Raw genomic sequence first — 21353 nt, 5'->3', positions numbered from 1 at the left:
GCTTTTTTAACCGCTCAGGCGCTTGCTGAACGCGTGGGTGAAGACGATGTCCGTGGCGCTCGTCCCGGCACGGGCGAGCACCACGTCCATGAACCGATCCGTGACGCGGACCACGGCAAGACCGCCCATGAAGGCCGCGACTGGCTTGAAGATGTCGTGGCCGTCGCGGTTGTAGATCATCGGCGTCGGGTGTTCGTGGCCGTGGAAAATGCCGACGACATTGTATTTGGTCAGCGTCGCCAGAAGGGCGGCGCGCGCCTCGTCCGTCCACCAGTGCGCGGGACCGGAGCCGTGCGGATCGAAGGTCTTGGCCACGGGATCCCAGTGTTCGGTGGAAAAATCGTCCCAGCCATAGTGCTGGAACAGCACGACCGGCCGGCCGTCTGAAGCGTAGGTGGCAAGGTCCTGCTGAAGCCAGGGCAGGCCGCTGATCGCGCCCTTCGTGCCGTCGCCGCCGAAGCGCTGGAGCTGGACGAGATGCAGCCCGCTCCAATCCCAGGAATAGTTGTCCGAATCGATATCGTAATTGGTGACGGGAACCGGCGCCTTGTAGAAAACGGTGGAGCGATGGTTCAGCTCGACGTAGTCACGCAGCTCGCGGCGGTACCAGTCGGCGTGCGGCGGCACGCCGTCCTGATCGAGGTCATGGTTTCCAAGCCCGGTATAGACGGGATAATGCACACGATCCGGCCCCGTGCCCTGCTGATAGCGGCTGGCGAACTGCTGAAGCTGGCGCCCTTCGCCAGGAACCTTCACCTGTCCGCCGCCATCATCCGTCATGTCGCCACCGAACACGAGACCGCGCGGCGTGGCGATCGGGCTTCCCGCGCCAGCAAGGCCCGTAGGCTTGCCATCGATCTCGCTAGGCCAGGCGTGACCGGCAATTCCGTTGACCGCTGCGACGTGCTTCAGCAAAGCCGCGTCGGTCTTGCCCTCATCCGCGCAATTCGGGCTGAGGGCGTCTGCGGAAACGAGGCAGGCATGCACGTCGCAGGAAAACAGGAAGGTGACGTCCGTCGCCGGACGCTGCGCCTGCGCGAGGCCACGCTGCCCCGGCAGGATCATCGAGAGGCCGAGCCCGCCGGCCGCGGCGAGCAGATGACGACGTGAAACGGAAATGGGCATGCGGGCCTCCGGACAGCGATTGTAGGCCCGCATTCTGATGGCATTGCCCAGGCGCGGGCAAGAGGCATGACGGGCAATCAGTGCCCGCCGCCACCGCCGACGCCGGATTGCGGCTTCTTGATGATGAAGGCGCATAGGACAAGGGTGCCGAACAAGACCGTCAGCAGCAGGAAGACATCCGCGAAGGACAGGATCGTGGCCTGCTGCTGGACGAGCCCCGACATCCTCTGGATGGCGATCGTGTTGCCGTCGAGACCGTGCGCATTGTAGTTCGACGCCATATTGCGCAGCTGGTCCATCGCTGCGGGATTGCCCCACTGCACGTGCTCGGAAAGCCGGGCATAATGCTCCTGCTGCCGCTGCGTCAGGATCGTGTTGATCACCGCGAGCCCGACCGCACCCCCAAGGTTTCGCGTCAGGTTGAAAACCCCCGAGGCGCCGCGGATCTTGTCGGGCGGCAGGGTTCCCAAGGCGACGTTGTTGATCGGCACCATGCAGATCATCAGGCCGAAACCGCGCAGGATTTGGGGCAGAAGCAGCTCGTAGAAGTCCCAGTCCGTCGTCAGGCTGCTCATGATCCACGTGCCGTAGGCAAAACACGCGAAGCCGATCATCATCATGAAGCGCGGATCCATGCGGCTCGACAAGGCGCCGGCGATGGGCGCGGTGCAGAACATCGCAAGGCCGCTGACGAACATGGTTTCGCCGATCATCAGCGAATCGTAGCCGCGGATGCGCCCGAGATAGAGCGGGTAGAGATAGGTCAGCCCATAGAGGCCAATGCCCATGACGAAGGAAAACAGCGAGCCAAACGCGAAATTCCGGTTGCTGAAGGCACGCAGGTCCACCACGGGAAATTCCACCGAGAACACCCGATAGAAGAAGATCAGCCCGCCGATGGTCGAGGCGACGGCGCCCATGACGATATATTCGTCGTTGAACCAGTCGTTGGCATTGCCCTCTTCCAGCACATATTCGAGCGCGCCCAGGAAGACCGCCATGGCGGCAAGTCCGAGCCAGTCGAACTTCTTCATGAGGCTGAACTGCGGCTTGTCGAAATCGATGAGGTTCCAGGTCAGCACCGTCACGATGATGCCGGGCACGATATTGACGAGGAACAGCCAGTGCCAGGAGAAGGCATGGCTCAAATAACCGCCGACCGTCGGACCGATGGTCGGCGCAAGCGTCGCGACGAGGCCGATCATCGGCGAGACGACGGAGCGCTTCGACGGCGGAAAGATGGTGAAGGCGGCCGCGAAGACCGACGGGATCATGCCGCCGCCGATAAACCCCTGGATCGCGCGGTAGACGATCATCTGGTCGATGTTTGTCGCGGTCGCCGCAAGGGCGCTGGCAATCGTGAATCCGGCCGCCGACGTCGCGAACAGCACACGCGTCGAAACGATGCGCGCCAGCGTTCCGGACAGCGGGATCATGATGACTTCGGCGATCAGGTAGGAGGTCTGAACCCAGCCGATTTCATCTGCACCCGCACTCAGGCCCGCCTGAATTTCGGCGAGCGAGGCGGAAACGATCTGGATGTCGAGGATCGACATGAACATGCCGAAGACCATCGCGAAGAACGCGACCATCCGGCGGACGGGAACCTTGTCAGACTGCGTTGGCGCCGCCGTCAGGGCGCCAGCAGTCGGCTGAGCGGTCGCGGCCATCGCCCGCGCTCCTTCGTTCGTGAGGCCTATTCGGCTTTCGCCACTGCCGCCGTGTCGGTCGGCGCCGTCCGGCTGTCCACATCAACGACGACGCTGAGCCCGGCCCTCAGCTTGCCCGTATCGAGGGCATCCTGCGGGATGGCGATGCGGACCGGCACGCGCTGCGTGATCTTGGTGAAGTTGCCGGTAGCATTTTCTGCCGGCAGCAACGAGAACACCGAACCGGATGCCGGCGCAATTGACGTGACCGTACCGACGATATCGTCCTTGTCGAAGGCATCGACATGCAGGTGAACCTTCGAGCCCGGCACCAGATGCGCGATCTGCGTTTCCTTGAAATTGGCCTCGACGTAAAGCTGCGTGACCGGAACCAGCGCGGCAAGCCTCTGTCCGGCCGAGACGAGATCGCCGACCTGCACCGAAACATTGCCGACGACGCCGTCATAGGGCGCCTTCAGCACCGTGAAACCGAGGTCGCGCGCTGCCTTGTCGCTGGCCAGCTGCAGCGACCGGACCGTGCTTTCCGCCTCGGCGCGCTGCGCCTGCAAGACGGCGATGTTGGCCCTGGCCGAGACAATGTTGGCATCCGCGCCGACGAGGTTCGCCTTGGCCTGGTCGAGCGCGACGGTGGCGCTGTCCAGCGAGGCGGTCGTGCCGACAGCCTTCGAATTCAGCTCCTTCGCGCGCGTCTCGGCGACCTGCGCACCTTCGAGGGCGGCTTGATAGGCGGTCTTCTGCGCTTCCGCCTGGGCAAGGCTGGCCTTGGCACCTTCGATCTGCGCATCGATGCGGTTGAGCGCCAGCTTCTGGGTCGCAATCTGGGCATCCGCCTGCTCGTGGGCGATGCGGTAGTCGCCGTCATCGAGCGTCACGAGCGGATCGCCGGCCTTCACCGTCTGGTTCGCCACGACGTTCACGGCCGCCACATAGCCGGAGACCTTCGGCGAGATGGAGGCAATGTCGCCCTCGATATAGGCGTCATCGGTCGAAATCATGAAGCGGCCGTTGGTCCACCACTCGTAGCCGAACCAGCCGGCACCGGCCAGCAAGGCGAGCGCGATAACAGGCAGCAGCAGACGACGCCCGCCCTTCTTTTTCTCGGGCTCGCGCGCAGCATCCGCGGACGCGGACACCTCTGCGGCGGCCGGCGGGGCCTCGCCGGTCTCCGCCTCGAAATCATCGTTGACTGGACGGACCTTTGCCGTGCCGGCACCATGGGAAGTCGACATGCGAGCGTCACCATTCTCTGGATAATCATTCGAACTGAACTGTTCGGTTCGATTTGACATAATGCTATTTTTCCCCCATATCAAGTGAAATCGAACCAACCGGTTCGAAATAGTTCACCCAGGGTTTCGGACACACAACGCCAGATGGACACGACGGCAGACAGATCGACCGTTACGCAGCCGGGAAGGCGCGCCGCCGGAGAAGACCCGGCGAAGCGTGAACAGATTCTCGACGGCGCAAAACGCGTTTTCATGAAGCAAGGTTTCGAAGCCGCGAGCATGAATGACATCACGCGTGCTGCCGGCGTCTCCAAGGGCACGATCTACGTCTACTTCCAGAACAAGGAAGACCTGTTCGAGGACATGGTCGAGCGCGAGCGCAGCAAGCTCACGGAGTCGGTACGCCATGTGCTCGATGCAAATCAGGAACTGGAAAAGACGCTGGAGGAGTTCGGTACGCTCTTCGCCACCCATGTCACCAACGATTCCACCATCCGCGCCATGCGCATGGTGATCGCCGCCAATCATCGCCTTCCGAAACTGTGTCGCAATTTCTTCTCCACCTCGACGGTCAATCCCATGTCCGTTCTCCAGGCCTATCTGGACAGGCAGGTCGCGGCGGGTGTCCTCGTCTGCGACGACACGGCTCATGCGGCCCGGCAGTTCATGGAACTCACCACGGTCGGCCTCTTCAAGCCCCGCATCTTCGGCGTAATGGAAGAAGCGCCGCTGAAAGCGACGATCGAGAAGAATGTCGCCTCCGCGATCCGGGTTTTCACCGCCGCCTATGGCGTCAGGTCCTGAAAACACCCGCTATCGTCGCAATCTTATAACGAATTCGTGAAATAATGTGCGCCGGGTGGCTCATCCGCTTGTCAGCCGCCAATTTCCTCATACATACGGAACCGTTCACACACCGTACCTTGGAGAGGAACACACCGGATGGACAGCATTCTTGCACTCATGCAAGACCCGGCCGCTTGGATCGCACTCGTCACGCTCATCGTGATGGAAGTCGTCCTCGGCATCGACAACCTCATCTTCATCTCGATCCTGACGAACAAGCTCCCGGTGGAGCAGCGCGAACGCGCGCGGCGCATCGGCATCGGGCTTGCACTCGTTATGCGCCTCGCCCTGCTGGGCACGGTCGCATGGATCGTCAAGCTGACCACCCCTATTTTCGAACTCTTCGGCCACGGCTTCTCCTGGAAGGACGTCATCCTCATCGCCGGTGGTCTCTTCCTCGTCTGGAAGGCGACCAAGGAAATCCATCACAATGTGGACCCTATCGACCACAAGGAAGACATGGTCGGCCGCACGGTAGCAACGAACTTCGGCGCAGCGATTGGCCAGATCCTGTTGCTCGACCTGGTTTTCTCGGTCGACAGCATCATCACCGCCGTCGGCATGACGCCGCATCTGCCCATCATGGTCGTCGCCGTGGTCTTTGCCGTGGCTGTCATGCTGCTCGCCGCAACACCGCTCGCGAACTTCATCGAGAAGAACCCGACCATCGTCATGCTGGCGCTCGCCTTCCTGCTGATGATCGGAACGACGCTGATTGCCGAAGGCATGGGCTTCCATGTGCCTAAGGGCTACATCTACGCCGCCATGGCGTTCTCGGCTCTCGTTGAACTTCTGAACATGTTTTCTCGCCGGGCACGGCAGAAAAACAAGGGCACCACCCATCACTGACAGAAAAACCGGCGGGACATTCATCCCGCCGGTTTCTTTTGTGGGTACCGATGAAGGTCGAAGGCGGACCGGACGGGTTGGGAGCTCGCCTGCCGTTTCGTTGGCCACGGGAAGAAACCGGAAAAATCCCCGTGTTCTCCATCGCCGTCGGGTCCGGTTGACACGGCCCGCCCTCCCCTTGCAAACCGTGCCGGAGACGGATTGTTCCTGAAAGAAGCGGCGCATATCTTCTCACGCCCACGGTGGAACCGCAGCCGTTCCGAAGGAATTTCCGCAGACATTTGCTTCATGCATGGATCCCGACATGACCCTAGAGCAGACCTTCGCCTTCGCCGTTATCGCGCTGATGATGGCGGCGTTCATGTGGGGTCGGTTCCGGTATGATCTGGTTGCATGCTGTTCGCTGCTTCTTGCGCTGGCGCTCGGCATCGTGCCCTTCGACAAGGCTTTTTCCGGGTTCTCCGACGACATCGTGATCATCGTCGGCAGCGCACTGCTGGTGAGCGCGGCCGTCGCGCGCTCGGGCATCGTCAACGTTGCGGTGAAGCGCTTCTTCCCGAACCTCACGGCGATGCGCGCCCAGCTTGCCCTTCTGCTCGTATCGGTCGCGGTGCTCTCGGCCTTCATCAAGAATATCGGCGCGCTTGCGATCATGATGCCGCTCGCCTTCCAGTTCGCGCGCAAATCCGGCGCGCCCGCTTCGAAATTCCTGATGCCCATGGCCTTCGCGGCGTTGCTCGGCGGCCTCATGACCCAGATCGGCACCTCGCCCAACATCGTCGTGTCCCGCATGCGCCAGGAAATCACCGGCGAGAGCTTCACAATGTTCGACTTCACGCCGGTCGGCGCGACGCTTGCCGTCTGCGGCATTCTTTTCATGCTGTTCTTCAACCGCATCGTGCCGAAGCGCGGCAACAACAATGCCAGCATCGAGGAATCGCTGGAGGCCGCTCCCTATTCATCGGATGCGACGGTTGAAGAAGGCTCATCCTCCGTCGGCAAATCCCTGAACGAGGTGCTGCGCAATGGCGACGGCGAGGTGATCGCGACCGCCGTCATCCGCGGCAATGCCCATCTGCGGCCGCTGCCCGACATCGTCCTGCAGGCCCACGACACCATCTTGATGGAAGGCACGGCCGGCGGGCTCGACAAGGTGGTTTCGGCGGCAGGGCTCGCGCTCTCCGGCAAGCCGATCCTCCTGGAACGCGGAGAAGACGGAGAAATCAGCGCGATCGAGGCGGTGGTCGGCACGGAATCGCGCCTTGTCGACCTCTCGGCACGCAGCATCGGCCTTTTCCACTCCTATGGCATCAACCTGCTGGCGGTGAGCCGCCAGGGCCAGCGCCTGCGGGAAAAGCTCTCGGAAGTGCGCCTGCGCCCCGGCGACCTCATCGTCATCCAGGGCAACGACCGCACCTTGCCATCGCTCCTGCCGGAACTCGGCCTTCTGCCCCTCGCCCAGCGCGAAATCCTGCTCGGTGCGCCGCGGCGCGCCATGATACCCGTGCTGATCCTGGTGGCCGCCATGGCGGCCACCGCTTTTGGGATTGTGCCTGTCGCGACGGGATTCTTTGCCGCGGCCGTCGCTATGGTCCTGTTCAAAACCGTGCCGCTGCGTGAGGCCTATGCCGCGCTCGACGGGCCTATCCTCGTGATGCTTGCGGCCCTCATTCCCGTATCCGACAGCCTGCGCACGACGGGCGCCAGCGAACTCATCGCCGAATGGCTCGGCGCAGTCGCCGTGCACCTGCCGCCCTTCGGTGCCATAGCCCTGATCCTGCTCACAGCGATGGCCGTGACACCCTTCCTCAACAATGCCGCCACCGTGCTCGTGATGGCCCCGATCGCGGCGAGCTTTGCCGCCACGCTGGGTTACAGGCCCGAGGCTTTCCTGATGGCGGTCGCAATCGGCGCCGGCTGCGACTTCCTCACGCCCGTCGGCCACCAGTGCAACACGCTGGTCATGGGGCCGGGCGGCTACAGGTTCTCCGACTACCCGCGCGTCGGCCTGCCGCTTTCGGTCCTCATCGTCATCGTCAGCGTTCCGGCCCTGCTCGCCGTCTGGCCCGTACGGTAACAGGCGGAGTTTTTCTTGACGCGCCGGGCTGAATATGGTCTCACCCAGCCCAATGGAAAGCCTCTTTCCGCCGTTTGAAACGGCTCAAAACCGGGCTCTCCCCTCCATAAGTCAAGACGGGCCACATCATGAGCACTTCCGGAACCGCATCCGGCGTTCGCGTACGCATCGCACCCTCCCCGACCGGCGAACCGCATGTCGGCACCGCCTATATCGCGCTGTTCAACTATCTCTTCGCCAAGAAGCACAACGGCACGTTCATCCTGCGCATCGAGGATACGGACGCCACGCGCTCCACGCCGGAGTTCGAACAGAAGGTGCTGGATGCGCTGAAATGGTGCGGCCTGGAATGGTCCGAAGGTCCTGACATCGGCGGACCCTACGGTCCCTACCGCCAGTCCGACCGCAAGGACATCTACCGTCCCTTCGTCGACAAGATCGTCGAGAGCGGCCACGGCTTCAAGTGTTTCTGCACGCCCGAGCGGCTGGAGCAGATGCGCGAGGCCCAGCGCGCCGCCGGCAAGCCGCCGAAATATGACGGCCGCTGCCTGCATCTTTCGGCAGAAGAAGTGACCAGTCGCGTCGAAGCCGGCGAGCCGCATGTCGTGCGCATGAAGATCCCGACCGAAGGCTCCTGCAAGTTCGTCGACGGCGTCTATGGCGAGGTCGAGATCCCGTGGGATGCGGTCGACATGCAGGTTCTGCTCAAGGCCGACGGCATGCCGACCTACCACATGGCCAATGTGGTCGACGACCACCTGATGAAGATCACCCATGTGGCGCGGGGCGAGGAATGGCTCGCCTCCGTACCGAAGCATATCCTGATCTATCAATATCTCGGGCTCGAGCCGCCGGTCTTCATGCACCTGTCGCTGATGCGCAATCACGACAAGTCGAAGCTGTCGAAGCGCAAGAACCCGACCTCGATCTCCTATTACTCGGCGCTCGGCTACCTGCCGGAAGCGCTGATGAACTTCCTCGGCCTGTTCTTCATCCAGATCGCCGAGGGCGAGGAATTGCTGACCATGGATCAGCTCGCCGAGAAGTTCGATCCGGAGAACCTGTCCAAGGCCGGCGCCATCTTCGACATCCAGAAGCTCGACTGGCTGAACGGCCGCTGGCTTCGCGAACAGCTGACCGAGGAACAGTTCACCCAGCGCGTGCTGGAATGGGCCATGGAGAACGACCGCGTCCGCCAGGGCTTGAAGCTCTCGCAGTCGCGCATCTCCAAGCTCGGCGAACTGCCCGACCTCGCCGGCTTCCTGCTGAAATCCGATCTCGGCCTGACGCCGGAGTCCTTCGCCAAGGTGAAGTCCACGCCGGAAGAGATTCTGGACGTGCTGAACCAGGTACAGCCGGATCTCGAAAAGATGCCGGAATGGACGGTCGAAAGCATCGAGGCGGAACTGCGCACCAGCGCCGACAAGCTCGGCAAGAAGCTGAAGGTCGTCGTCGCCCCGCTCTTCGTCGCCGTCTCCGGTTCGTCGCGCTCGCTGCCGCTGTTCGACTCGATGGCCATTCTCGGCCGCTCCGTCGTGCGCCAGCGCCTCAAGGTCGCCGCGCAGGTGGTGGCCTCGATGGTCGGTAGCGGGAAGTAAGAAAGAGGGGTTCCCCCTCATCCGCCTGCCGGCACCTTCTCCCCGAGGGGAGAAGGGGAATATGGCGCCCACGACGCACTCCAGTCCCCTCTCCCCTCGGGGCGAGGGTTAGGGTGAGGGGGTAGCCAGGGGCGGCGTTTTGCAATTAATTGCGCGGCAAGCGCCGCAACAGAGTTCGAAAAAATGACCGACACGAAGACAGAAACCGCCCTTTCCTCCGATCCGACGGAAGTCCGCCGCCAGAAGCTCGAGCAGCTGCGCAAGACGATCGGCGATGTGTATCCGGCGCATTTCCACCGCACGATGACCAATGCGGAACTGGCAGACAAATACGAGACGCTGGAACCCGATACGGAAAGCGGCGACGTCGTTACGGTCGCCGGCCGCGTCTATTCCTCGCGCAATTCCGGCATGTTCATGGACATCCATGACGCCTCGGGCAAGATCCAGATCTTCAGCCACAAGGATACGACCCCGCAGGAGGCCCGCGACCTGCTGCCGATGATCGATATCGGCGACATTATCGGCGTCACCGGCACCGTGCGCCGCACCAAGCGCGGCGAGCTGACGATCAACGCGCAGGAGATCGTCATGCTGACGAAGACGCTGCTGCCGATGCCCGAGAAGTGGCACGGCGTTTCGGATGTCGAGATCCGCTACCGCAAGCGCCATCTCGATATCATGACCAACGAGGAATCGAAGCTGCGCTTCCAGCAGCGCTCGAAGATCGTCTCGGGCATCCGCCGCTTCATGGAAAACGATGGCTTCATGGAAGTCGAGACGCCCATGCTGCACTCGGTGTACGGCGGCGCGACGGCCGAGCCCTTCAAGACGCACCACAACACGCTGAAGCTCGACATGTACCTGCGCATCGCGCCGGAACTGTTTTTGAAGCGCACGCTGGTCTCCGGCCTCACCGACAAGGTGTTCGAGATCAACCGCAACTTCCGCAATGAGGGCGTGTCGACGAGGCACAATCCCGAATTCACGATGATGGAGTGCTACTGGGCCTATGCCGACTACGAGGACATCATGGACCTCGTGGAACGCCTCTTCGCCGAACTGGCCGTCAAGATTCACGGCTCGACCGAATTCGCCTATGGCGACAAGGAGCTCTCCTTCAAGGGCCCGTTCAAGCGTGTGCCGATGCCCGATGCGGTCAAGGAAGCGACCGGCATCGACTTCCTGGCCATCAAAACGGACGAGGAAGCCCGCGCCGCGGCCAAGGCGGCCGGCTTCGAAGTCGAAAAGGACTGGACCTGGGGCGAGTGCCTTGCCTTCATCTTCGAAGAGAAGGTCGAGGGCACGTTGATCCAGCCGAGCCATGTCACCCATTTCCCGAAGGACATCTCGCCCTTCGCCAAGGAAGTGCCGGGTGAGCCGCGCCTCGTCGAGCGTTTCGAGACTTATTGCAACGCCTGGGAACTCGGCAATGCCTTCTCCGAACTCAACGATCCGGAAGAGCAGCGCGCCCGCATGGTCGAGCAGCTCAACCAGGCCCATGCCCGCGGCGAGAAGGACAAGCAGCTCGACGACGAGTTCCTGGATGCGATCGACCAGGGCATGCCGCCCGCCGGCGGCCTCGGTATCGGCGTGGACCGCCTGATCATGCTGCTCACCAACGCCCCGTCGATCCGCGACGTCATCCTCTTCCCGGCCCGCCGCGCAAAGGCGGACTGAGGCCGGATCATAATCCGAAAACACAAAGCCCCGTCACCGGCCGGTGACGGGGCTTTTTATCGAGATCGTGCAGTGCTGCCTTACGCTTCGATCGAAACGTCGCCGATCGGCCGCGAGCAGCAGGCAAGGATGTAGCCTTCCTCGATTTCATCATCGAGAATGCCGCCATTGTGGTTCATCTCGACCTCGCCGGAAATCTTCATCACCCGGCAGGTGCCGCACAGGCCGCCTTCGCAGGCCGCGCCGATACGCACCCCGGCCGATCGCGCCGTCTGGAGGATCGTCTGGCCGGGCGGGCATTTCGCATCCTTGCCCGCCATGGTGAAGGTGACGGTCGAGACCGCGTTGGCATCGACCTCCTGCTCACCCGCACCCGCACGGATCGCGATTTCCTCCGGCGCCGGCGCGGCCGCCGGCTGGAAGCTTTCCTCGTGGTAGCGGTCCATGTTGAAGCCGCAGACCTTGAGCATGTCGCGCACGCCACGCATGAAGGGTTCCGGGCCGCAGCAGAAGACGGTGCGGTCACGGAAATCGGGTGCCAGCAGCGACAGCCGGGCCGCATCGATACGGCCGCGCACGCCATGCCATCCGTCACGCGGATTGTGGCCTTCCACGACGAAGCCCAGCGACAGGTTGGGCATCTGGGCCGCGAGACATTCGAGCTCCGCCTTGAACAGCAGGTCTTCCGGCTTGCGGGCGCAGGTGACGAAGGCGACATCCGATTGCGGGCTGCAGTCCGACATCCACCGCGTCATCGACATCATCGGCGTCACGCCGGAGCCGGCCGAGATGAAGAGGTACTTTTCCGCGGGATAGCGCACGAAGGAGAAATCGCCGAGTGGGCCGAAGGCCTTCAGCTTCATGCCGGGACGCAGATGATCGAACATCCAGCGCGTGCCGATCGAGTTCTTCTGCGCCTTCACCGTCACCGCGACGGAGAAGGGACGCGAAGGCGTCGAAGACAGCGTATAGGTCCGCATGACGGGATCGTCTTCCGAGACCGGCAATTCCAACGTGACGAACTGGCCCGGCAGGTACCGGAACCAGTTGTCGCGATCGGAACGGAAGGTGAAGGTCATCACATCAGCCGTCTCCACCGTGACGGCGATGCACTCCAGCATATGCTGGCGATCGTTCCACGGCTGGAGTTCGTCGAAATGGCGGAAATCGCTCGTGGCCGTCATGTCAGGCGACCCGCGACAGCGGCTTCTTGGCACCGTCGAGCCGCTCCACCATGAAGTTGGTGTACCACTCGACGAACTGCATCACGCCGCCCTCGTCTTCGGGCGAGTAGGGGCCGGGCTGGTAGGCCGGCGAGCGAATGCCGAAGGCGTTTTCCTCGACGATCCGGCGGTCCTGGTCGTTGGTTTCCGTCCAGACATGCGTAAGCTCGTCGAGCCGGTAATCCACGCCCTCGACCGCATCCTTGTTGACCAGCCACTTCGTCGTGACCTGCGTCAGCTCGGGGCCGAGCGGCAGGACGCGGAAGGTGATGGCGTGATCGGCCAGCACATGGTTCCAGGTCGTCGGGTAATGGAAGAGCAGCAGCGTGCCGATATGGCTTTCCAGCACGTCGCTCGACAGCGGCCGCTGCACGGCGCGCGCGCCGGACATGGTGTAGCTCTCGGCATCCTGGATGAGCGGCATGCGGGCGGCACGGAACTGGCCGGAGGGCGAGATCTTGAACTCGCTCGGCAGGCCGGCGGCTTCGCACTTCGCCCAGTGCTCCGCGATGACAGGATCATCCTTGGCGCCCTGTACGCCCGTCGCGCTCGGCGCTTCGGGATAGGTGCGGCAGAGTTCCGGATGGTTGGCGGCGCAGTGGTAGCACTCGCGGTTGTTTTCCCAAACGAGCTTCCAGTTGCCCTTCTCGATGATCGTGCTCTCGAAAGCGACCTTCGTCTCGCCGAGGCGGTGGCGGGCGAGATAGGGATCGACGAGATTGCGGAACGGCGCGAAATCGGGCGCCTCGTCGGCAAGGCAGATGAAGATATAGCCGCCGACCGTCTGGCAGTGGATCTGCTTCAGGCCGTGCTGGGTCTTGTCGAAATCCTCGGCCATGTGGCGCGCGAAGAGCAGCGAACCGTCGAGTTCGTAGGTCCACTGGTGGTAGGGACAGACGAGCTTGGCGGAAGAGCCCTTGTGCTGCGTGCACACGCGCGAGCCGCGATGGCGGCAGGAATTGTGAAGGGCGCGAACGGTGCCGGTCCGGTCGCGGGTGACGACGACGGGATAATCGCCCACCTGCACCGTGAAATAGTTGCCGGACTTGGGGATCTCGCAGTCGTGGCCGATGAACAGCCAGTCGCGGTACCAGATCGTCTCAAGATCGAGCTTGTAGTAATCGGGGTCGATGTAGAAAGCCTGCTCGAGGCTGTGGCCTTCGCGCCGGTTCTTGAGCTTGCGGAGCACGTCGCTGTGAATGTCCATGCCGGATCCTCAGAATATCCAATAATTTGCCGAGGCGCGCTGAGGAGACGGCATCCGGGCGGCAAGCCGCACGGTCTGCACGCTTCCCGGCCGCCCGCCGCAGCCAGTCACGATCGTTACTCCAGGCTGGTTTCCGGGCTGAGGAGTGTCCTTGGCCGATCATGATCCGGACAGAAAGCCTCGCGGCTCGTCTGGGACCATGCCTTCCGGACCTGGTGCAGCGCCTTCCCGGACCTCCCGTCCAGTGGCTTCCTGCTGCACCTTGCTCCAACACCGTTGCGGGGGCAGCGCCGGATTTAAACCGGCTTCCCAATTCTCCACCCCTCCCTTGGAGGCGGGCACCTTGAGTGTTCTTATCTAACCGCAAGAATGTCCGGGCGGCATGCCGGAAAACGACATGCCATCATGTTTTGACGACAGCCGCCTTTGCAGGGGTTCCATCTGAATCGCTTTCATTAAGCCAAAGGTTTCAATGCGATGAGCCTAATTTTGCGGCGCTATGCGTATAGTTTTGGCAGCGGACTGCCACATGACGTCAGGTTGTCATATTGCGACCACAAAGGGTGCATCTGGAAACGGCACGCTGTCGGAAAGGAAAGCTTAACGACGTTTCCATACTCTTTCGTCGATAAAGGCGCGACGATGGGGTGCGACGGGTGCAGCAGACAGGTTTCCGATACTACGACGCTGTCGCCTTCAAGCGCGCGAACCCGCCCCGATCCGCGCATACCGAATTCCTGCGCACGGGGCGGATCGATCGCACGCCGACCTGGAGCGCTACGGAAAAGCGGTATCTCAGCTACGAAGAAGTCGCCGAGCGCACCGGCCGCAAGCTGGAACGGGCCGGCAGCATCACCCACGGCCGTATCAACCGCTTCCACCAGTCCATCCAGTTTCCCCGCCTGATCTTTCACCGAACGCTCGCCGGCACGCCGCATCTCGGCTATTGCCACATCACCGTCGCCAAGTCCCGCTTTGCCGAATTCGAGAATGTTCAGTGGGCCTTCTACATGGCCAATTTCCAGGCCGAGATCGGCGCCGACAGCGACCACGGCGAGCAGTTTTTCGATAGCATCTCCCACACGCCGGGCCGCATGTACTTCGCCGTCGCCATCATGCCTGCGGAAGAAGCCGGACGGCTCAGGATCGACAGCAAGATACGCGGAAACGGCGTGCTGTTTCGCACCGATGACCCGAAGCTGGCGATGAAGAACGTTCTCATGCTTGGCGCAGGCAACGAGGCGCTGCGCAAGATCATCCGGGCGATGTAGCGGGGCAGCGACCGTTGGCTCAAGACGCCCGGTAGAGCATCCAGTCACGACCGGAAGCGGCGGATACGCCCGGTCCATGCACGACGACCCTGTCACCGCCGCCAGCCCGCGCCTCCGCCAATGCCTGCTCGCAGGCCGATGACAGAGCCAGCGCGCTATCGGCCCGGTCGGCCATGCAGACACCGGCGGACAGGGTCAGATGGCCGAGATTGCGGCCCGTGCGCGGATCGCGCAGCGCCACCGTCTCGAACGTATTGCGCAACTGATCGATGAGCCGCAACACCTCGGCTTCGTCCCCCGTGTGGAACAAGAACCCGAAGCGCAGGCCATCGAAACGGACGGCGAGGTCTTCACCGGGGAACACCTGGCGAATGAGGCCGCCATAGAAGGTCACAAGGTGATCCGAAAGCGCCTCGATCTGCGCGGGAGAAAAGCGCCGTCCTGCATCGACCTCGGCGATGGCGACGCCGCACAGCATGGGCAGTTCGGCATTGGCATAGACGCCGGCAAGCGCCTTGTTGAAGGCCCGGCGATTGCCGAGTTTCGTCGGCGGATCGATGAACTTCATCGCCTCGAATTCCGCCATCTCCTTCTGGATGCCGTCCATTACGACCGATTGCGCCGCGACCTTCTTCTCCATTTCCGCCGTGTGCGTGACACGCAGCTCCGTTGCCCGCTGGAGCGCCTCGAGCGAAGTGCCGAGCGCGCCCTCGCCCATGCCGCTGGCATTGCGGATCACCTGCGACGCTTCGCCGATCAGGCGGCCATAGTCGGAAAGCGAGGCGCGCTCCTGGCCGAGCAGGTCCATGAAATTGGCCATCTCGTTGGTGATCGCGCCCGCCGAGCGCTGCAGTACGCTCGCCTCGTGCTGATGCGGCAGGTATTTGCGCCCAAGCTCGTCGAGCCCCGCCTGGGTCTTGTACTTGCCGAGCGCAATGAACTCGCGCACGAGGTCGGGGTTGTTGCCCGCGTAGGCCTCGTAAACCAGCTCGTAGTTTCGCGGCAGGCCCTCGATGCCCATCTGCTTCATGGCCGTCGCAACGCGCAGCGCAACATCGATCGTGGAGGATTTCTTGTGTGTCATCAACCGGAACCTGTGGGCACAACCTGTTACCATCAGGCATATCAGTGCGCCCTTACGGCCAGTCTAATCAGGTCGCTCCAATTTTAGGCAATGGGCTGGCCTCTTGGCATTCGCCGCCAAAGCCCTGTAAAGGAAGCCGACGAAACGGAAGCGCGAAATGGCTGATATCGTGGACACGAGGACGGATGCGGCGGCAGCCCTGGAGCGCGCCTGCGAGGCCCTGTCCCGCGGCGTGCCCGTCGCCATTCCCACGGAAACGGTCTACGGCCTGGCAGCCGACGCCACCGACCCGCTGGCGATCACCCGCATCTATGAAATGAAGGGCAGGCCGCGCTTCAACCCCCTGATCTGCCACATGGCCGATCTCGCGATGGCGGAGCAACACGCGGTCTTCGATCCCCTGTCGCGGGCACTCGCGCAAGCCTTCTGGCCGGGACCGCTGACGCTCATTGTGCCGATCCGTCCCGAAAGCGCCATCCATCCGCTGGCGCGTGCCGGCCTGGATACGGTCGGCATCCGCGTGCCGGCGGGCTTTGCAAGCCGTCTGCTCACCGCCTTCGGCCGGCCGCTGGCGGCACCCAGCGCCAACACGTCAGGCAGGATCAGCCCGACGACGGCCCGCCACGTCGCCGATGACTTCGGGGACAGGCTGGAACTGGTTCTCGACGGCGGTCCGGCGGCGGTCGGGCTCGAATCCACCATCCTCAAGGTCGAGGGCGACGCGATCCGTCTGTTGCGGCCGGGCGGCCTCGATGTCAGCGAAATCGAACGCGTGACCGGCCGGCGCGTCCAGCGCAACGAAAAGGCCGGTGCCGCCATCGAGGCCCCCGGCATGCTGGCCTCGCACTATGCACCCGTGGCGCCCGTGCGGCTTGACGCAAGCGACGTCAAACCGGGCGAAGTGCTCATTCGCTTCGGCGGCGCACCGCTTCCCGGCGAGGACGCCGCAGCACTCGTGCTGGATCTGAGCCCGGCCGGCAACCTGGCCGAAGCCGCCGCCAACCTGTTCGGCTATATGAAGCGTGCGGACGCGACCGGTGCCGGCTCCATCGCCTTCTCGCCGATCCCGGAGACCGGCCTCGGCGAGGCCATCAACGACCGCCTGCAACGGGCCGCCGCGCCGCGCGGCTAGATTTATGACGGCATTCCCCGGCGCCGATGCCATGCGTGTGGGCGGGAGATGCACAGGAAGGAACGACGACGCATGATCCAGGCGACCCTTTCCCCCGACCTCATCGCGCGGTTCGCCGCCATCGTCGGCCCGGCACACGCCCTTGTCGACGATGGCGATATCGCCCCCTACCTGATCGAAAGCCGCGGCCTGTATCACGGTGTCTCGCCGCTGGTGCTGCGGCCCGGAACCGTGCAGGAGGTCGCCGATATCCTGGCGCTCGCCACGGAAACGCGCACGGCGATCGTGCCGCAGGGGGGCAACACCGGCCATGTCGGCGGAAGCGTCCCGCGTGAAGGGGCCGCCGACGTCGTGCTCTCGCTCTCCCGCCTCAACCGCATTCGCGATGTCGATCCGGTGGGCGATGTCATCGTCGCCGACGGCGGCTGCGTCCTGGCCGACATCCAGGCGCAAGCCGAGGCGGTGGGCCGGCTCTTTCCGCTGTCGCTCGGCTCGGAGGGCTCCTGCCAGATCGGCGGCAACCTTTCCACCAATGCCGGCGGCACCGCCGTGCTCGCCTATGGCGGCATGCGCCAGCTCTGCCTCGGGCTCGAGGTCGTTTTGCCGACAGGCGAGATCTGGAACGGGCTGCGTCGCCTCAAGAAGGACAATACGGGCTACGATCTGCGCGACCTCTTCATCGGCGCGGAGGGCACGCTCGGCGTCATCACCGGCGCTGTGCTCAAGCTGTTTCCCCGTCCACTCGGCCACGAAGTCGCCTTCGCCGGGCTGAAATCGGTCAAGGACGCGCTGGCGCTGTTCGAACGCGCTTCCAGCCGGTGCGGTACCGCGCTTACCGGGTTCGAACTGATGCCGCGCCTCGGCGTCGACTTCACCACACGGCACATTCCAGGCGTCCGCGACCCGCTCGCCACCGCGCATGACTGGTATGTCCTGATCGACATCTCGACCTCCGATGCCGCCGAGACCGCCACGCGCATGATGGAGGCGCTTCTGTCCGAAGGTTTGGAAGCCGGGCTGGTCGAGGATGCGGTGGTCGCGGCAAGCGAGGAACAGCGCAAGGCGCTCTGGCACATGCGCGAAAGCATGTCGCCGGCGCAGAAGCCGGAAGGCGGATCGATCAAGCACGATGTCTCGGTGCCGGTTTCCGCCATCCCGGACTTCATGGCGGAAGCGGACGCCGCCGTCATGGCGGCCATTCCCGGCGCGCGCATCTGCTCCTTCGGGCACATGGGCGACGGCAATATCCATTACAACATCTCCCAGCCCATCGGCGCCGACAAGCAGGCGTTCCTGGACCGTTGGCGGGAAATCAACCACCTCGTCCACGGCATCGTGCTGAAATACCACGGCTCGATTTCAGCCGAGCATGGCATCGGCCAATTGAAGCGCGACGAGCTTGCCGCGGTGCGCGCGCCGATCGAGATGGACCTGATGCGCAGGGTCAAGCGCGCCTTCGACCCCGCCGGCATCATGAACCCCGGAAAGGTCCTGAAGGCCTGACGTCAGGCGCCGCCGGTGCGCAGCTGCGCCAGCGACATCATGAGATCGGCGCTGATACCGGCCGAACCATTGCTGGTCAGCACCGACAGGGCGGGATCGGTCGTGGCCTGATTGTCCAGATCGTAGAGCACCGAGAACTTCACGATCATCTTGGACACCTTTTCCGGGTCCTGCAGGTCCTTCAGGTCGAGATGGCGCTTGATCATGTCGGCCTGCGCATCGATGTTGGCGCTGCCGACCTCATCGGGCAATTGGAACAGTGTCTTGAAGACCGCAAACAGCGCGTCGTCGGCAAGGATGTCGTAGGCGCTGCCGACCGATGGAGCCTTGCGCTCGAAATAGAGTGCGAGGCGCACGCCGGCATTGTCGCTGCCCGCTTCCTCTTCCAGCATCTGCCGGACATGGCTGTCGATGGTCTCGTAGATGCCGCGCCGCGACTGCACGGCATCGACGTCCGGCTGCACGACCCTGCCATCGGCATTGAAGTTGAAGGAAGCGACCATCTTGCGGTAGGCGCGATTGGACTGCTGGTTCACGAAGCTCTTGGGGTCGTCGAGATCGGAGGTGAAGATCTTCGCCATGAACTCCGCATCGACGCTTTGGGTGTCGATCCCGTTTGCCGTGAGCACGAAAGCCACGAGGCGTTCGTCCGACAGGAATTCCTTGACGGTCTCCACCTTCTGCATCTGGGCGGAGTAATATTCCGCCTCCTTCTGCGCCAGTTCCTTGTCGTCTTTCGTGCCGAAACGGGATTTCGCCGTGAGATAGGCGCGCGACATCACGAGAATTTCGGCTTCCGACTGTGCCAGCTTTGGAGCCGTGACATTGCCGTCCGGCCCGAAATTGAACGCCTTCGCCAGTTCGACGAAGCGCTCGTCCTTCAATTGATACACGTAGCTTTTCGGATCGTTGAGATCGCTTTTCAGCACATTCTTGATCGTAAACGCCGAGACCTTGGCCGGATCGATGCCGAAGGCCTTCAACGCGAAGCTGTAGAGCGTGGACTCGCCCAGGAAGTCCTGCACGGTCTTCACCGCGCCGATCTGCCCCTTGAAGCGCTTGATGGCGAGTTCGTCGGCCTCTTCGTCCTTGTCATTGTAATGTGTGAGATAAGCGCTGGCGGTTTTCGCGGTCTGTGTCGCCGTCTGGGCGCTGTCGCCTGCCGCAAGCGTACCGTCTTCCTGGAAATTGAAGGCCGCCCGCAGCGCGATGTATTTCGCCTTGTCGGCACCGCCGAAGGCATTGATATAGCTCGACGGGTTGTCCGGATCCGGATCGCTCGTGATGATGTTGCGGATCGTCAGGCTGCCGACCGACAGCTTGTCGAGCCCATAGGCGACCTTGAGATAGGAGACGAGACGCGCGTCGTCGGCGAGTTCCTGCGCGGTGGTGATGCTGCCGATCCGGCTTTCGAAGTAGTCCTGATGGATCAGCGCCGCGGCCGTCGTCACACGCGGATTGGAAAGCGTGTAGAGTTCCTGCGTGCTCGTCTTCTGGCTGGCATCCTGAACCGTTCCGGGCGCCGCCGTCCCGTCCGCTGCGAAGTTGAAAGCTGCCGCGAGCATGAAGTACTTGTTGGCGCTCGAAATGATCGTGTCCTGACGCGCGATTTCCGTCTTGAGCGACGCGATGCGGGACGCCGCCTCCGCGCGCGGAACCAGCACCGCATCGAGATCGGCCACGGCGGCCTGCTTTTCGACCAGTTCGGCCTGGTAATCCGACCGGCGGGTCTGGAGGGTTGCCTTCGCCGCCTCCTTGCTGTCGATGAGCGCCTGCAGCTCCGCGGCGCCAAGCCCATCCGGATTGGTCGAAAGCCGGGCGATCTCGGCATCCAGATCGGTGATCTGCGTCTGCAAGGCCGGAATATCGGTTTCGAGCTTGGTGATACGGGCGAGATGCGTCTCGCGCAGCTGTAGCGGCGCCAGTGCATCGCTCGCCACCTGCCTGGCCTCCTGCGCCGCCGTTACGCCACCACCGAACTGTGTGTTGATGTAACTGGACGGATCGTTCAGGTCGCTCGACAGCGCCCCACGCACGGCCTCGCGCGAGTATGTCTTGGGATCGATACCGAAGGCCGTGAAGACATAGCTTCGCAGCCGGTCATTGTTGAGAAGCTGATCGACGTTTGTGACCTGATCGATCACGGCGTTGTAGTACCGGCTCTCTTCCTTGATCGCCGCTCCGGCATTGGCGGCGCCCGCCGTATAGAGGCCGATGACCTCATCGAGCTGCGCCTCGGTCTGGGCCGTCGCCGTCGTGGAGGTGTTGAAGGTGAAGGCGCTTGCGAAGTTCCGGTAGCGCTCGTCCGTCAGCTTGTTGGCAAAGCTGTTGGGATCGGCGAGGTCGCTGTCGAGCACCTTGCGCATGAAGGCCTTGGCATAGCCCATGTCGTCCAGGCCATAGGCCTTGACCGCATAGGAGTAGAGCCGGTGATCATCGAGGAACGCGTCGACCGAGGTAACCTTGCCGATATTCTCCTTGTAATAGGCGGCGTCGCGCGCATTGACCGTCTCCGCCGCCGTTCGGTTCAGCGACTTCAACAGGTCCTTCGCGATGAGGTTGTAGCTCGTATAGGTCGACAGCATCGGGAACCGTTCCTTCCAGTCATCGGCAAGCCGATCGGCGTCATTTTCGCTGCCGAGCCTTGCCCCGGCCTGTCGGGCTGGCGCGCCACACATCGCGCCGCCGGCATTCATAAGTTCGAAACCCTAGCCGGTTCGGTTTTGCTAACCATCGGGAACCGCAAAGTTTTCTTAACCGCAATTTTTAAGCGGCTCGGAAGGGGCTGCGCCTATTCTCGCCCTCAGAGGACGAAAAGTCCCGATGAGAAGACCGGAAACCGGCTCTCAAGGAAAACAA

Annotated in this window: 15 protein-coding genes and 1 riboswitch; of the genes, 8 read left to right on the top strand and 7 right to left on the bottom strand. The window is 63.0% G+C overall.

The window, feature by feature from the left end:
- Nucleotides 1-6: 6 nt before the first annotated feature.
- The 3 genes from B5M41_RS04515 to B5M41_RS04505 all read right to left on the bottom strand — a co-directional run bounded on the left by B5M41_RS04515 (nt 7) and on the right by B5M41_RS04505 (nt 4024).
- On the bottom strand, nt 7-1125 hold the full coding sequence (locus tag B5M41_RS04515; protein WP_134646037.1) for a metallophosphoesterase: 1119 nt from the start codon (nt 1123-1125) through the stop codon (nt 7-9).
- A 77-nt stretch (nt 1126-1202) separates the two neighbouring features.
- Nucleotides 1203-2795, bottom strand: a complete 1593-nt coding sequence (locus tag B5M41_RS04510; protein ID WP_134646039.1) for a DHA2 family efflux MFS transporter permease subunit — start codon at nt 2793-2795, stop codon at nt 1203-1205.
- A 26-nt stretch (nt 2796-2821) separates the two neighbouring features.
- Nucleotides 2822-4024: an HlyD family secretion protein gene (locus B5M41_RS04505; protein ID WP_134646041.1), complete on the bottom strand. Its 1203-nt coding sequence runs from the start codon at nt 4022-4024 to the stop codon at nt 2822-2824.
- 279 nt (nt 4025-4303) lie between these two features.
- Between B5M41_RS04505 and B5M41_RS04500 the strand changes: the two genes are divergently transcribed.
- The 5 genes from B5M41_RS04500 (at nt 4304) to lysS (ending at nt 11074) form a co-directional block, all read left to right on the top strand.
- The gene (locus tag B5M41_RS04500; protein ID WP_230639992.1) at nt 4304-4828 is read left to right on the top strand and encodes a TetR/AcrR family transcriptional regulator; all 525 of its coding nucleotides are present in this window, start codon (nt 4304-4306) and stop codon (nt 4826-4828) included.
- A 138-nt stretch (nt 4829-4966) separates the two neighbouring features.
- Nucleotides 4967-5719, top strand: a complete 753-nt coding sequence (locus tag B5M41_RS04495; protein ID WP_134646045.1) for a TerC family protein — start codon at nt 4967-4969, stop codon at nt 5717-5719.
- Nucleotides 5720-6023: 304 nt separating this feature from the next.
- Entirely contained in the window at nt 6024-7796 is a 1773-nt protein-coding gene (locus tag B5M41_RS04490) for an SLC13 family permease (RefSeq protein WP_134646047.1), read from the top strand.
- A gap of 128 nt (nt 7797-7924) precedes the next feature.
- Nucleotides 7925-9394, top strand: a complete 1470-nt coding sequence (gltX, locus tag B5M41_RS04485; protein WP_134646049.1) for a glutamate--tRNA ligase — start codon at nt 7925-7927, stop codon at nt 9392-9394.
- A gap of 183 nt (nt 9395-9577) precedes the next feature.
- Nucleotides 9578-11074: a lysine--tRNA ligase gene (gene lysS / locus B5M41_RS04480; protein ID WP_134646051.1), complete on the top strand. Its 1497-nt coding sequence runs from the start codon at nt 9578-9580 to the stop codon at nt 11072-11074.
- Between the two features lie 80 nt (nt 11075-11154).
- Here the strand turns inward: lysS and B5M41_RS04475 are convergent, their stop codons facing one another.
- On the bottom strand, nt 11155-12258 hold the full coding sequence (locus B5M41_RS04475; RefSeq protein ID WP_134646053.1) for an FAD-binding oxidoreductase: 1104 nt from the start codon (nt 12256-12258) through the stop codon (nt 11155-11157).
- 1 nt (nt 12259) lies between these two features.
- Nucleotides 12260-13504, bottom strand: a complete 1245-nt coding sequence (locus B5M41_RS04470; RefSeq protein WP_134646055.1) for an aromatic ring-hydroxylating oxygenase subunit alpha — start codon at nt 13502-13504, stop codon at nt 12260-12262.
- 107 nt (nt 13505-13611) lie between these two features.
- Nucleotides 13612-13865, bottom strand: a riboswitch (cobalamin riboswitch).
- Between the two features lie 295 nt (nt 13866-14160).
- On the opposite strand from B5M41_RS04470, the gene B5M41_RS04465 reads away from it, so the two are divergent.
- Nucleotides 14161-14775 carry a DUF6656 family protein gene (locus tag B5M41_RS04465; protein WP_134646057.1) on the top strand — a complete coding sequence of 205 codons (615 nt, stop codon included), beginning with the start codon at nt 14161-14163 and terminating at the stop codon, nt 14773-14775.
- A gap of 19 nt (nt 14776-14794) precedes the next feature.
- On the opposite strand, the gene B5M41_RS04460 is transcribed toward B5M41_RS04465, so the two are convergent.
- Nucleotides 14795-15859, bottom strand: coding sequence for a diguanylate cyclase domain-containing protein (locus tag B5M41_RS04460; protein WP_167718748.1), 1065 nt, complete (start codon nt 15857-15859; stop codon nt 14795-14797).
- Between the two features lie 157 nt (nt 15860-16016).
- On the opposite strand from B5M41_RS04460, the gene B5M41_RS04455 reads away from it, so the two are divergent.
- Nucleotides 16017-16991, top strand: coding sequence for an L-threonylcarbamoyladenylate synthase (locus B5M41_RS04455; protein ID WP_134646061.1), 975 nt, complete (start codon nt 16017-16019; stop codon nt 16989-16991).
- A 72-nt stretch (nt 16992-17063) separates the two neighbouring features.
- Complete coding sequence (locus tag B5M41_RS04450; protein WP_134646063.1) at nt 17064-18494, top strand: FAD-binding oxidoreductase; 1431 nt, start codon at nt 17064-17066, stop codon at nt 18492-18494.
- A gap of 2 nt (nt 18495-18496) precedes the next feature.
- On the opposite strand, the gene B5M41_RS04445 is transcribed toward B5M41_RS04450, so the two are convergent.
- Entirely contained in the window at nt 18497-21079 is a 2583-nt protein-coding gene (locus tag B5M41_RS04445; RefSeq protein WP_461675918.1) for a DUF1217 domain-containing protein, read from the bottom strand.
- Nucleotides 21080-21353: the final 274 nt, after the last annotated feature.

Origin of the sequence: Shinella sumterensis (genome assembly GCF_004514425.2) — a bacterium.
Lineage (GTDB): Bacteria > Pseudomonadota > Alphaproteobacteria > Rhizobiales > Rhizobiaceae > Shinella > Shinella sumterensis.
The sequence above is the reverse complement of the archived record's forward strand: the minus strand, read 5'-3'. Positions and strand labels throughout refer to the sequence as shown.